This is a genomic window from Streptomyces sp. NPDC059785, from assembly GCF_042732375.1.
Taxonomy (GTDB): domain Bacteria; phylum Actinomycetota; class Actinomycetes; order Streptomycetales; family Streptomycetaceae; genus Streptomyces.
Map to the genome: position 1 here is coordinate 1 of NZ_JBHWHV010000114.1, position 12,514 is coordinate 12,514.

At 71.0% G+C, this 12,514-nt stretch carries 12 protein-coding genes; 8 read left to right on the forward strand and 4 right to left on the reverse strand.

Features of this window, described 5'->3' with window-relative positions; all coding sequences use genetic code 11:
- Positions 1-65: 65 nt before the first annotated feature.
- A complete protein-coding gene (locus tag ACFV6E_RS42140; RefSeq protein ID WP_385174479.1) occupies positions 66-374 on the reverse strand; it encodes a hypothetical protein in 309 nt (102 codons plus the stop codon).
- 5 nt (positions 375-379) lie between these two features.
- Complete coding sequence (locus tag ACFV6E_RS42145; RefSeq protein WP_385174476.1) at positions 380-769, reverse strand: DUF3140 domain-containing protein; 390 nt, start codon at positions 767-769, stop codon at positions 380-382.
- A gap of 181 nt (positions 770-950) precedes the next feature.
- On the opposite strand from ACFV6E_RS42145, the gene ACFV6E_RS42150 reads away from it, so the two are divergent.
- Together ACFV6E_RS42150 and glpK are read left to right on the forward strand one after the other, a co-directional pair.
- Complete coding sequence (locus ACFV6E_RS42150) at positions 951-1,796, forward strand: MIP/aquaporin family protein (protein WP_385174474.1); 846 nt, start codon at positions 951-953, stop codon at positions 1,794-1,796.
- A gap of 41 nt (positions 1,797-1,837) precedes the next feature.
- Positions 1,838-3,355 carry a glycerol kinase GlpK gene (glpK, locus tag ACFV6E_RS42155; protein WP_385469001.1) on the forward strand — a complete coding sequence of 506 codons (1,518 nt, stop codon included), beginning with the start codon at positions 1,838-1,840 and terminating at the stop codon, positions 3,353-3,355.
- A gap of 15 nt (positions 3,356-3,370) precedes the next feature.
- Here the strand turns inward: glpK and ACFV6E_RS42160 are convergent, their stop codons facing one another.
- Together ACFV6E_RS42160 and ACFV6E_RS42165 are read right to left on the reverse strand one after the other, a co-directional pair.
- The gene (locus ACFV6E_RS42160) at positions 3,371-3,973 is read right to left on the reverse strand and encodes an SMI1/KNR4 family protein (RefSeq protein ID WP_385469004.1); all 603 of its coding nucleotides are present in this window, start codon (positions 3,971-3,973) and stop codon (positions 3,371-3,373) included.
- Complete coding sequence (locus tag ACFV6E_RS42165; RefSeq protein ID WP_385174465.1) at positions 3,939-4,457, reverse strand: hypothetical protein; 519 nt, start codon at positions 4,455-4,457, stop codon at positions 3,939-3,941. The genes ACFV6E_RS42160 and ACFV6E_RS42165 overlap by 35 nt, the downstream gene beginning before the upstream one ends.
- Positions 4,458-4,660: 203 nt before the next feature.
- On the opposite strand from ACFV6E_RS42165, the gene ACFV6E_RS42170 reads away from it, so the two are divergent.
- Genes ACFV6E_RS42170 through ACFV6E_RS42195 form a run of 6 tightly spaced genes read left to right on the forward strand, consistent with a single transcriptional unit; the run spans position 4,661 to position 12,477 of the window.
- Positions 4,661-5,866: an ROK family protein gene (locus ACFV6E_RS42170; RefSeq protein WP_385469007.1), complete on the forward strand. Its 1,206-nt coding sequence runs from the start codon at positions 4,661-4,663 to the stop codon at positions 5,864-5,866.
- A 16-nt stretch (positions 5,867-5,882) separates the two neighbouring features.
- Positions 5,883-6,692, forward strand: a complete 810-nt coding sequence (locus tag ACFV6E_RS42175; RefSeq protein ID WP_385177437.1) for an ABC transporter permease — start codon at positions 5,883-5,885, stop codon at positions 6,690-6,692.
- Positions 6,689-7,504 (forward strand): ABC transporter ATP-binding protein, encoded by an 816-nt coding sequence (locus tag ACFV6E_RS42180; protein WP_385177439.1) that lies wholly within the window; start codon positions 6,689-6,691, stop codon positions 7,502-7,504. The genes ACFV6E_RS42175 and ACFV6E_RS42180 overlap by 4 nt, the downstream gene beginning before the upstream one ends.
- Positions 7,505-7,562: 58 nt before the next feature.
- Positions 7,563-8,549 (forward strand): aliphatic sulfonate ABC transporter substrate-binding protein, encoded by a 987-nt coding sequence (locus ACFV6E_RS42185; RefSeq protein WP_385469009.1) that lies wholly within the window; start codon positions 7,563-7,565, stop codon positions 8,547-8,549.
- Positions 8,546-10,036 (forward strand): sulfatase-like hydrolase/transferase, encoded by a 1,491-nt coding sequence (locus tag ACFV6E_RS42190; protein WP_385177443.1) that lies wholly within the window; start codon positions 8,546-8,548, stop codon positions 10,034-10,036. Before ACFV6E_RS42185 ends, ACFV6E_RS42190 begins: the two co-directional genes overlap by 4 nt.
- Positions 10,037-10,068: 32 nt before the next feature.
- A complete protein-coding gene (locus ACFV6E_RS42195; protein ID WP_385469012.1) occupies positions 10,069-12,477 on the forward strand; it encodes a family 43 glycosylhydrolase in 2,409 nt (802 codons plus the stop codon).
- Positions 12,478-12,514: the final 37 nt, after the last annotated feature.

Consider the following 12,514-nt stretch of genomic DNA (forward strand, 5'->3'; position numbering starts at 1 on the left):
CCTTCCGGGGCGGCCGGACCGTCACGTCGTACGTCCTTGGGGCCGTGGGTGACGCTCGTACGTCCTCAGGGCCGCGGGTTGACGCGCCGCCAGGCCGGGCGGGCATCGGTGCCCCGGCGGCCCGCCACGGACGCGCACCGAGGGCAGAGCCGGCTCACCCGGTCGGCCGAGCCGCCCGACCCGGGCAGCGCGTCCGTCCACGGCACGTGGGGGAAGCGGACGAGCCGGGACCGGCTCAGCGAGAGACCGCAGACGGTCTCGTTGCGGCCCTGCTCCCAGGCGTGCACCTCACCGGAAGGCAGCCGCCGGCGGCCCTCCTCCTCGTCGGTCCACTGCCCGGAGGCCGCCACGGCGTAGGTCCTGCGTCCGGCCACGGGGCTCAGCCGCGGTGCCGGCTGTGGTGGGGCGTGGTGTCCTGGGTCAGCGGCTTCAGCGGGTCGTGGCCCAGCGTCATCAGCCGGTGCCGCCAGTTCGGCTGGCCCGCGGTGGGTTCCAGGTCGGCGCCACGCTGGGACCTGATGGTGCCGGTGACGTTGCGCATCACGCGGATGTCGTCGGGGTTGAGGTCGACGCGGCGCTTGCCGAGGATGTCCAGCACCCTGCGGCCGTTCTCGGTGCCCGCGTGATCCGGCACCTCCTCGGTGGTCTCGTCCGCGGAACGGACCATGAGCCAGTCCCTGAGTTCCCGCGAGGTCATGTTGACCAGGGTGTGGAACTCGTTCCACAGGGCGTCCAGCTCGTCGTCGGTCAGGTCCACATTGCCGGCCATGGCCACTTTCCTTTCGCTCGACCTCCTGTGTGGGTCCGAGTTGCCCACGAGGGGCCGGGGAAACGAAAGCGGACAGGTCCGATGGATGCGACATATACCGCTTCGCCCTATTCTGTTGCCTGTCGTTGATCGGTACTCGGGATGTCCACGGCCGGTTCGGACCGGCGGGAAGCGAGCTCCCATGGCTGAGCGAGTCAAGAAGGCGGGGCCCGTCGGCGAGCTGTCCGCCGAGTTCACCGGCACCATGGTCCTCATCCTCTTCGGGTGCGGCGTGGTGGCGCAGGTGAACGCCGCCGGGGCGCTCACCGATCCGGCGGGCGGTCTCGGTGACCACGACAGCATCTCCTGGGCCTGGGGGCTCGGCGTCACGCTGGGCGTCTACGTCGCGGCCCGGCTGAGCGGCGCCCACCTCAACCCGGCGGTGACCGTGGCGCTGGCCGCGTTCAAGGGCTTCCCGTGGCGCAAGGTGGCGCCGTACGCACTGGCGCAGACGGCCGGGGCCTTCGTGGCCGCCCTCCTGGTGCGCTGGAACTACACCGAGGCGCTGGCCAAGGCCGACCCGGGACACACCATCAAGACGCAGGGCGTGTTCTCCACCCTGCCCGCCAACGGCAACCCGGCGCTGCCGGTCAACGAGTGGGGCGCGCTGCGCGACCAGATCATCGGCACCGCCCTCCTGCTGCTGCTGATCATGGCCGTCACCGACCTGCTGAACACCCCGCCGGGCGCCAACATGGGCCCGTTCGTCACCGGTCTCATCGTCGTGGCCATCGGCATGGCCTTCGGCAGCGACGCGGGCTACGCGATCAACCCGGCGCGCGACTTCGGCCCCCGGCTGGCCAGCTTCATCACGGGGTACGACGGGGCCTGGCGGGATCAGTACGGGAACCTCTACTTCTGGGTGCCGATCGTCGGGCCGCTGGTCGGCGGTCTGCTCGGGGCCGCCGTCTACAAGTACGGCATCGGGCGCTTCCTGCCGACGCAGGAGCCCGAGCCGCTCGGCCGCTCCCCGATCCGCGAGAGCTGACCCCTCTCACCACACTTCCCGACCGAAGAAGGCGGCATCCCATGGCGGACTTCGTGGGCGCGGTGGACCAGGGGACCACCAGCACCCGATTCATGATCTTCGACCAGGCCGGCCGCGAGGTGGCCAAGCACCAGCTCGAACACTCCCAGGTGCTGCCGCGCTCGGGCTGGGTCGAGCACGACCCGGTGGAGATCTGGGAGCGCACCAACTCGGTGATGCAGAACGCGCTGCGGCACAGCAAGCTCTCCTCGGACGACCTGGCGGCCATCGGCATCACCAACCAGCGGGAGACCACGGTCGTCTGGGACCCGCGCAACGGCCGCCCGTACTACAACGCCATCGTCTGGCAGGACACCCGTACCGACGCCATCGCCGCCGCCCTGGAGCGCTCGGGACAGGGCGACGTCATCCGGCGCAAGGCGGGCCTGCCGCCCGCGACCTACTTCTCCGCCGGGAAGATCCAGTGGATCCTGGAGAACGTCGACGGGGTACGGGAGGCGGCGCGGCGGGGCCACGCGGTCTTCGGCAACACGGACGCCTGGGTCCTGTGGAACCTCACCGGCGGCCCGGACGGCGGAATCCACGCGACCGACGTCACCAACGCCGGCCGCACGATGCTGATGAACCTGGAGACCCTGGACTGGGACGACGAGCTGCTCGGCTTCTTCGACATCCCCCGGGAGATGCTGCCCGCGATCCACTCCTCCTCCGACCGGGAGGCATTCGGCGTGACGCGCACCTCCCGGCCGCTGCGCGCCGCCATCCCGATCACCGGGATGCTCGGCGACCAGCAGGCGGCCACTGTCGGACAGGTCTGCTACGCGCCGGGCGAGGCCAAGAACACGTACGGCACCGGCAATTTCCTCGTCCTCAACACCGGTACGGAGCTGGTGCGTTCGGAGCACGGGCTGCTGACCACGGTGGCGTACCGGTTCGGCGACGAGCCCGTGGTGTACGCCCTGGAGGGGTCCATCGCGGTCACCGGTTCCGCGGTGCAGTGGCTGCGCGACCAGATGAAGATCATCAAGGACGCGGCCGAGAGCGAGAGCCTGGCCCGCGGCGTCGAGGACAACGGCGGCGTGTACTTCGTGCCCGCCTTCTCGGGCCTGTTCGCGCCGTACTGGCGCTCCGACGCGCGCGGCGCGATCCTCGGCCTCACCCGGTACAACGACGACGGGCACCTGGCCCGGGCCACCCTGGAGTCGATCTGCTACCAGAGCCGGGACGTCGTGGAGGCCATGCAGCAGGACTCCGGCGCCCCGCTGGACGTGCTCAAGGTCGACGGCGGCGTGACCGCGAACGACCTGTGCATGCAGATCCAGGCGGACGTCCTCGGCGTACCGGTCAGCCGTCCCGTCATCGCCGAGACCACCGCGCTCGGCGCCGCGTACGCGGCCGGTCTGGCCACCGGCTTCTGGCGGGACACCGACGAACTGCGCACCCACTGGCAGGAGTCGAAGCGCTGGGAGCCCACGTGGTCCGAGGACGAACGCGAACAGCGGTACGCGGACTGGAAACGGGCCGTGGAGCGCACGCTCGGCTGGGCCAGAGTCGAGTAGGGCCCGTCACCGGTCTCATTCGCCGAAGATCTCTGTGTTGGGCCGGAAGCGGTACCGGTCCGCCGCATCGACGAGGTCGTCGGAGATCTCCAGGTAGAACGACGTGGTCCGGCCGGTGACGGTCTCCAGGAGCAGCCGGCTGCACAGGGCCGGATGGGTCTCCCAGTAGGGTCCGCGGCCCTCGTTGAGGAGGACGGTCCACTCCTCCGGCGCGGTGCCCGGCCGGACCAGCCAGTACAGGAAGTGCCCGCCGCCCTCCATGTACCCCCAGGGCAGCAGCCAGGTGCCGGGCTCCTGGAGTTCCGGCGGCAGGAACTCGTCCTCGCCGGCCGCCCAGAGCTCGGTCAGGATCTCCTTGCGTTCCCCGATCTGGGCGACCAGGTCGTACATCGCCTCCGGGCAGCCCGGCTCCAGCAGCCATACCGTGTCCGCGAAGACGCCGCCGCCGTACGTCTCGACGAGCCGCTTGTAGTCGGCCGGCAGCGGCGCGCCCACCGCCGCCTCCGTCGCGTCCCAGTCGACGGCCCGGCCCGACGCGGGCGCCGGACACACCTCCGTGAGCGGTTCTACACAGCGCAGCGCATCAGCGACGACGGCACGCTTCTGGTGATTTCCCAATTCCGGTCCCTTTCATTTCCCTTGCCGGGTCGAGTGACACGCGCCCGCTTTTTCGCAGCCGCGCGTCCGGCGCCGCATCCGGCCAGGTCAGAGTAGCCAGAGCCCGGTACAGCGGAAGCGCCGTCAGCAGCACGAAAAGGCCGAAGACAGTGATCGGCAACAATCCGACCGGGCGCAGGAATTCGCCGGGCCGCGCCACGACCGCATTCCACGCGACGCTCCAGTTCCCGGCCAGATCCGCGAGCATCACCACGGCGGCGAGCAGCGCTCCGCTCGCGCGGGCACCCAGGAGCAGCAGCGCGGTCAGCGGATCGAGGAGCAGCAGCGCGTGGAGCACCAGCCGCACGGGAGGACTCGCGTAGTCGTAAGCGTGCCGGCCGCCCGCCAGCACGAAGTACGCGTGCGCTCCCGTCCCTTCCAGGAAGCCGAGCACCTGCACCGCCGCCACCCAGCGGACCCACACCGCGCGTTCACGCCACCGCATGGGAGCAACGTAGCCCGCCCATGGCCGTCGCCGGGGTCCCGTCGGGCCCCGACTGTGGCCCCAGCATTGCGGCCGTATGACAATTACCGGGCCGCGCAACACTGCTCGCGCACCCTCTGAGCTGCGGTTTCGTCATCTCGCGTGGTGAGGGGTGCGGGAAATTCTTTTTTCCGGAGTGTTGACGGAAAAGAGTGGCCGTCCCCATGCTGTGCCGCATGCCACCACACGAGAGCCCGTTGGGCCGACTGCGGCGCGGGCACGAGGAGCTGGTCCTCTCGCTGCTGCGCCGGCACGGCCCGCTCAGCCGGGCCGAACTGGGCGGCCACAGCGGCCTGTCCCGCACGACGCTCTACGACATCGTCGCCGAGCTGGTCGAGCGCGGCGCCGTCGTGGCCACGCCGTGCGACCCGGCGCTGCGCCGCCGGGGCCGTCCGGTCGAGACGCTGACGCTCAACCCCGAGGCGGGGCAGGCGATCGGCATCGACTTCGCCCGGCGCGCCGTGCACGTGGCCGCCGTCAACGTGGCCCACGAGGTCATCGGTTCGGCGAGCCGGGGGCACGCCGCCGACCTGCCCTGGGAGGACCGGGTCGCGCTCGCCGAACGGCTCGTCGGCACCCTCGGCGAGGGCCCGCTCCGGCTCGGTGCGCTGAGCGCGATCGGCGTCGGCGTGGTCGGCCCGGTCGTGGACCCGGACGCCGAGCGGGCACCCGGCGGTCCGCACGGCGATCTGCCGGCGCTGCTGCGCAAGCGGTTCGCGGTGCCCGTCCTGCTGGACAACAACACCCGGCTCGCCGCGCTCGCCGAGGCCACCTGGGGCGCGGCGGCCGACGACGAGGACGTGCTGTACCTGCGCCTGTCGCACGGTGTCGGCGGCGGTCTGGTGGTGGGCGGCTCGCTGCACCGCGGGGCCTACGGCCTGGCCGGGGAGTTCGGCCACATCACGGTCGACGCGGCGGACGGCGCCCGCTGTTCCTGCGGCGGCACCGGCTGTCTGGAGACCGTGGCCTCGGTGGGCGCCGTCCTCGCCGCCTGCCGCGCGGCGGGCGGCACGGCTCAGAACCTGCCGGACCTGCTGCGGGCCGTGGCCGCGAAGGACCCCGTGGCGCTGCGCGTCCTGGAGTCCGTCGGCGGCCGGGTCGGCGCGGTGCTCGCGGCGGTGAGCAACGCCGTCGGCCCCGGCGTGATCGTCCTCGGCGGCGCGCTCGCCGAGGCGGGCGCCCCGCTCCTGGACGCCGTACGGGCCGCCTTCACCGCCGACCTCCTGCCGCTGGCCCGCGAGAAGGTCGAACTCCGGCGCGCCTCGCTCGGCGAGGTGGCCGGCGCCCTGGGCGCCATCGCGCTCGTCCTGCACGAATCCCCCCTGCTGTCCCGCTATCCGGCCCGGCCGGAGTCCGAGGAGTCCTCATGAACCGGTCGAGGCTGCCATGGCCGTGATCACCGCACCCGACGAGAAGACCGCGAAGGCGCCGCAGCTCCCGCGCGCCCGGCGCCTCGCGCACCCGCTGCTGCTCAATCTCGTGGCCCTCGCCCTCGGCATCGCCGTCTGGGCGGTCACGGCCTCGACCCAGCTGCTCGACATACCGGGACCGCTGTCCGTCGCCTCCCGCGCCGGTGAACTGCTCGGCGACGGCACCCTCGTGCAGGACGCCGCGGCCAGTCTCCAGCGCGTCTTCCTGGGCTTCGCGCTCGGCACCGTCGTGGCCGTACCGGTGGGCTTCCTGATGGGCTGGTATCCGCTGGCGCGGGGGCTGATCGAGCCGTACATCCAGTTCTTCCGTACGATCCCGCCGCTCGCGATGATCCCGCTGGCCATCGTGCTGATGGGCATCGACGAGACGCCCAAGATCTTCGTGATCTTCCTGGCCGCGTTCATGTCCTGTGTGGTGGCCGCCTTCCAGGGCGTGACCAATGTGGACGCCACGCTGGTCAACGCCGCCCGGGTGCTCGGCGCCCCGGACCGCGTCATCTTCCTGAAGGTGATCGTCCCGGCGTCCATGCCCTTCATCCTGGTCGGCATGCGCATCGGGCTCGGCGCGTCCTGGGCGACCGTCGTGGCCGCCGAGATCATCGGCGCCGACAAGGGCCTCGGCTACGAGATGATGCACGCCCAGACGTACTACGACATTCCCACCATCTTCGTGGGGCTCATCACCATCGGCGTCATCGGCCTGGCCATGGACCGGCTGCTGCTCATCGCCGACCGCCGTCTGACCCGCTGGCAGGAACGCCGATGACCACAAAGATCTCCTTCTCCGACGTCGTCAAGACCTTCCCCGTGAAGGACTCCGTCTTCACCGCGCTCGACCGGGTGTCGCTGAGCATCGAGGACGGGGAGTTCGTCACGGTCGTCGGGCCGTCCGGGTGCGGCAAGTCGACCCTGCTCGGCATGGCCGCCGGGCTGGTGGAGCAGGACGCGGGCCAGGTCCTGGTGAACGGCGCGCCCGTCACCGGGCCGGGCCCCGACCGCGGGGTCATCTTCCAGCAGTACGCCCTCTTCCCCTGGCTGACGGTCCGGCAGAACGTGGAGTTCGGGCTGAAGCTGGCGCCGCTGCCGGCCGCGGAGCGCAAGAAGCGCGCCCAGCACGCCATCGACCTGGTCGGACTCGCGGACTTCGCCGACGCCCTGCCCAAGACGCTCTCCGGCGGTATGAAGCAGCGGTGCGCGATCGCCCGCGCCTACGCGGTCGACCCCGAAGTCCTGCTGATGGACGAGCCGTTCGGGGCCCTGGACGCCCTCACCCGGGTCCAGTTGCAGAACCAGCTCCTGGACACCTGGACCCGCGAGCGGCGCACCGTCCTGTTCATCACGCACGACGTGGACGAGGCCGTCTACCTGGCCCGCCGCGTCGTGGTGATGGCCGCCAGGCCCGGCCGGATCCACCGGGTGATCGAGGTGGACCTGCCCTACCCGCGCACCGAGGAGATCCGGCTCAGCCCCGAGTTCGCCCGGATCCGCAACGAGGTCTGGCACGCCGTCTACCACCAGGAGCCGGCCGGCCACCGGGACGAGCCCGAGCCCGAGAAACAGGCCGACCCCGCCGCCTGACCCGCGCCCCCAGCCCCTCCCCTTCTTCTCCTCTCGACCTCCTCAAAGGACAACCGCCATGGCCCTATCCCGTCGTGCCTTCATAGCCGGACTCTCCGCCACCGGGCTCTCGCTCTCCGTCGCCGCCTGCTCCTCCGGGGACGACAGCGGCTCCGGCGGCACCAAGATCAAGTTCGGCTACATCGCCGACTACAACGGCGCCAGCCTGCTGGCCATCGCCGACGACCAGGGCCTGTGGGAGAAGCACGGCGTCTCCGCCGAGTACAAGGTGTTCGTCAACGGGCCCATCCAGATCCAGGCGCTGGGCACCAACAACCTCGACTACGGATACATCGGCCCCGGCGCCATGTGGCTGCCCGCCTCCGGCAAGTCGAAGATCGTCGCCATCGACACGCTCACCTTCGCCGACCGGGTCATCGCCCAGCCCGGCATCACCTCGATCGAGGGCCTGAAGGGCAAGAAGGTCGGTGTCCCCGAGGGCACCTCCGGCGAGATGATCCTCAACCTGGCCCTGGAGAAGGCCGGGATGAGCATGGACGACATCAAGAAGGTCGCCATGGACGGGCCGACCATCGTCTCGGCGTTCTCCTCGGGGCAGATCGACGGCGCGGGCATCTGGTACCCGCTCATCCCCACCATCAAGAAGAAGGTCCCGAAGCTGGTCGAGGTGGCGAGCACCCGGGACGTCGAGGGCGGCAACTTCCCGACCGCGTTCGTGGCCGGCAACAGGGTCTCCGAGAAGACGAACGAGAAGGTCGTCAAGGTCCTCGCGGAGGCCAACGACTGGCGGGCCGCGCACGCCGAGGAGTCCGTCAAGCTGGCCGCGAAGCTGCTCAAGGTCTCCGAGGACGACGTCAAGGCCGACGCGGCGAACGTGGAGACGATGACCACCGCCGACCTGGTCGCCAAGACCAAGGACGGCACGGTCGACGGCTGGCTGGACGGCATGAGCGACTTCTTCGTGCGCACCGGACAGCTCGAGAAGAAGCCCGAGGCGTCCTCGTTCTACACCGGCGACCTCTACACCAAGGCGGCCGGCAAGTGAACCTGCTCTTCCTGATGACCGACCAGCACCGGGTCGACACCCTGGGCTGTTACGGCAACCCGCACGTCTCGACCCCGAACCTGGACCGGCTGGCCGCCACCGGCACCCGCTTCGACCGCTTCTACACCCCCACCGCGATCTGCACCCCGGCGCGGGCCAGCCTGCTCACCGGGCAGGCCCCGTTCCGCCACAAGCTGCTCGCCAACTACGAGCGCAACGTGGGCTATCTGGAGGACCTGCGCGAGGACGTCTTCACCTTCGCCTCCGCGCTGTCCGCCAAGGGCTACCAGCTCGGCCTGTTCGGCAAGTTCCACGGCGGCACCCACCGCAACGCCTCCTCGTACGGCTTCGAAGGGCCCGACCTGCCCGGCTGGCACAACCCGGTCGACCACCCGGACTACCTCGCCTATCTGGAGGAGCGGGGCCTGCCGCCGTACCGCATCTCCGAGCCGGTGCGCGGCACCACGCCCAACGGGAACCCGGGGAACCTGCTGGCGGCGCGGCTGCACCAGCCGGTCGAGGCGACCTTCGAGTACTACCTCGCCACCCGCACCATCGAGCAGATGGAGAAGTACGCGGCCGACGGGCGCCCGTTCTTCCTGGCCACCCACTTCTTCGGTCCGCACCTGCCCTATCTGCTGCCCGACGCGTACTACGACATGTACGACCCGGAACTGGTGGAGCTGCCGCCGTCGATCGCCGAGACCTTCGAGGGCAAGCCCCCGGTGCAGCGCAACTACAGCGCGCACTGGACCTTCGACACCATGCCTCTCGAGGTCACCCGCAAGCTCATCGCCGTCTACTGGGGCTATGTCACCCTCATCGACGAGCAGGTCGGCCGCATCCTCGACCGGCTCGACGAACTCGGTCTGAGCGACGGCACGTCGGTGTTCTTCACCGCCGACCACGGCGAGTTCACGGGCGCCCACCGGCTGCACGACAAGGGCCCGGCGATGTACGAGGACATCTACCGCATCCCCGGTATCGTCCGGGTGCCGGGCGAGGAGCCGCAGGTCCGCGACGAGTTCGTGACGCTCACCGACTGCACCGCCACCCTGCTCGACCTCGCGGGCCTGGACACCTCACCGGCCGTGGACAGCCGCAGCCTGGTACCGCTCGTGCAGGGCGAACACCCTCAGTGGCCCGCCGAGTTGCTCGCCGAGTTCCACGGCCACCACTTCCCCTACCCGCAGCGCATGCTCCGCGACGAGCGCTACAAGCTCGTGGTCAACCCGGAGTCGGTCAACGAGCTGTACGACCTGACGGCCGACCCGCACGAGCTGCACAACCGCTACGAGCACCCGGAGATGGCGGAGGTGCGCCGCCGCATGATGCGCCGCCTGTACGACCTGCTGCGCGAGCGCGGCGACAACTTCTACCACTGGATGACGCCGATGTACGACATCGGCGCGTCCGACTACGACCCCACGCTCAGCTCCTTCGAGACCGCAGGCACCACCCCGCCCTCGCCCGCAGCCGACGCCTGAGAAGGGTCGGTCCCCGAGACCACGGAGTAGCCATGCCCCCGACCGTGTCACCGATCTCCCGAACCCGATACAGAACGCGCGGCAGTTCACCGGTACGACTCGGCATCGCCGGGCTCCTGTGTGCGCTGGCCGCGGCCCTGCTGCCCGCCACCGGCGGCGGCAGCGCCGCGGCGCAGGCACCGGAGCGGCACCCCACCGGCACGGCGCGGGCCGCCACGTACACCAACCCGGTGACCTCCGGGACCGTCGACACCTTCCCTGATCCGACGATGATCCGGGGCAAGGACGGCCTGTGGTACGCGTACGGCACGCAGAACCCGGTGTTCCAGAGCGCGGGTGAGGACGGCGAGCGCATGCTGCCGATCCTGCGCTCGGCGGACATGACGCACTGGGAGTACGCGGGCCAGGTCTTCACTCCGCAGACCCAGCCCGCGTGGCACGGCGGCTCCCGGCTCTGGGCACCCGACATCCGCTACACGAACGGCCACTACAACCTCTTCTACTCGGTGCCCGGCAAGAACACCGTGGGCGTGGCCACCGCGCCGACGCCCACCGGGCCCTGGACGGACGCGGGCAACGTGCTGCCCTCGCCGAGCGGCTGCGCCACGGGCAACATCGACCAGGCGCAGTTCACCGACGAGGGCGGGCAGCCGTACCTGTACTGGGGCAGCTACGACACGATCTGCGTGGCGAAGATGAACGGTGACCGCACCCGGATCGAGGGCGCGGTCACCGAGATCGCGCAGGGCCGCCGGGCGGAGGGCGGCTTCGTCGTCCGCCGCGGCGGCTACTACTACCTCTTCTACTCCGACGCCGGCTGCTGCGACGGCGCCTACAGCGGCTACCAGGTCAAGGTCGGCCGCGCCACCAGCCCCACCGGCCCGTTCACGGACGACCAGGGTGTCGACCTGATGGACGGCACCAGCAAGGGCTCCATCGTGGTGGGCGGCGGCAACGGCTGGGTCGGTCCGGGGCACAACGCCATCCAGACCGACCTGTCGGGCCAGGACTGGCTCGTCTACCACGGCATCTCCTCCGACGACCCGGACCTCAAGCCCGCCTCGGGCGGCACACTGAAGCTGTCCAAGCGGCCCATGCTGATCGACCGGCTCGACTGGATCGACGGCTGGCCGGTGCTCCGCGCGGGCGCCGGTCCCTCGACGGGCGCGCAGACCGCGCCGGTCACCTCCTGGGCGACGGGCTCCACCTTCAACGACGGGAGCCTGAGGGGCTGGCAGCGCACCGGTTCCGGGACCGGCGGCTGGTCCCTCGCCGACGACCAGGACTCCCAGGGCTACGTGACCCACAGCGGCTCCGGCACCTCGCCCGCCCTGCTGGTCTCCGGCGGCAGCGCCCCGGCGGCGGTGCGCGCCGAGGCCGATCTGCGCGTTACGTCCGCGACCGGTGCGGCGGGCCTCCTCGTGCGCTACACCAACGCCGCGAACTACGTGGTGGCCTGGCTCGACAAGGACCGGAACGCGCTGGTCACCGACGTACGGGTGAACGGCAGGAGCGCCGGTGAGCGGGTGACCGCGCTGCCGTCCGGCTTCCGGTGGAACGCCTGGCGCAATGTGGCCGCCGAGGTCCGCGGCAACAGGCTGACCGTCGAGGTGAGCGCGGACCGGCTGCGGGACGCGGTGGCCACCCAGGTACGCACGCTGCCCGCCGCGGCCGTGCGCAAGGGCAGGGTGGGCGTGGCCGCCCGGGGCACCGGAGCCGCCGCGGACAACGTCGGGGCCACCGCCCTCTACACCCCCGTCACCACCCGGGTGCCCGAGCCGGCCCCCGGTGAGCTGCTCGCCGACTACAGCGACGACTTCGGCGGTTCCGCCGTCCCCGGCACCACGGCGGGCTCGCCCTGGTCGTGGGTGCGCGGCCCCGCCGCCGGCGTCACCGTCGCCGACGGCGCCCTGTCCTGGCCCACGCAGAATGCCGAACTCCACCTGAGCAGCAACACGGCCTCCGTACTGACCCGGCCCGCGCCCAGCGGCGACTACACCGTGGAGACGAAGATCAGCTTCGCTCCCGGCCAGTCCAACCAGCAGGCCGGAATGGTCCTCTACGACAACGACGACCGCTACTTCAAGCTCGCGCACGCGGTGCTGCCGGTGAACCTCGGCGACGGCGCCCTCACCCACGTCACCGAGTTCGCGAAGGAGGGCGCGCGTCCGACCACCACTCCCCCGACCGCCCTGGCGTACGGCCCGATGTTCGGCGGTCCGACGGCCGACGTGATGCGGCTGCGGCTGTCGTACCACCTGGACGCCGAGCGCGGTGAGCACGAGGTGCGGGCGGCGACCAGCACGGACGGCACGCACTGGGTCCGCACCGGCGCCTGGACCCTCCCCGCCGACGGCGGCGACCTGAAGATCGGTCTTGTCTCGCTCAACACGGCGGGCGCGGTGGCACGGTTCGACTACGTGCACACGTACCGGGACTGAGCGCCCCCGTCGTGCCGCTGCCGGTTCGGTCCGAACC

Bases quoted from the DNA above. Each gene is read 5' to 3' on its own strand.
- ACFV6E_RS42145 (WP_385174476.1), bottom strand. From the start codon at position 769: ATGGCCGGCAATGTGGACCTGACCGACGACGAGCTGGACGCCCTGTGG.
- ACFV6E_RS42150 (WP_385174474.1), top strand. From the start codon at position 951: ATGGCTGAGCGAGTCAAGAAGGCGGGGCCCGTCGGCGAGCTGTCCGCC.
- glpK (WP_385469001.1), top strand. From the start codon at position 1,838: ATGGCGGACTTCGTGGGCGCGGTGGACCAGGGGACCACCAGCACCCGA.
- ACFV6E_RS42165 (WP_385174465.1), bottom strand. From the start codon at position 4,457: ATGCGGTGGCGTGAACGCGCGGTGTGGGTCCGCTGGGTGGCGGCGGTG.
- ACFV6E_RS42170 (WP_385469007.1), top strand. From the start codon at position 4,661: ATGCTGTGCCGCATGCCACCACACGAGAGCCCGTTGGGCCGACTGCGG.
- ACFV6E_RS42175 (WP_385177437.1), top strand. From the start codon at position 5,883: ATGGCCGTGATCACCGCACCCGACGAGAAGACCGCGAAGGCGCCGCAG.
- ACFV6E_RS42180 (WP_385177439.1), top strand. From the start codon at position 6,689: ATGACCACAAAGATCTCCTTCTCCGACGTCGTCAAGACCTTCCCCGTG.
- ACFV6E_RS42185 (WP_385469009.1), top strand. From the start codon at position 7,563: ATGGCCCTATCCCGTCGTGCCTTCATAGCCGGACTCTCCGCCACCGGG.
- ACFV6E_RS42195 (WP_385469012.1), top strand. From the start codon at position 10,069: ATGCCCCCGACCGTGTCACCGATCTCCCGAACCCGATACAGAACGCGC.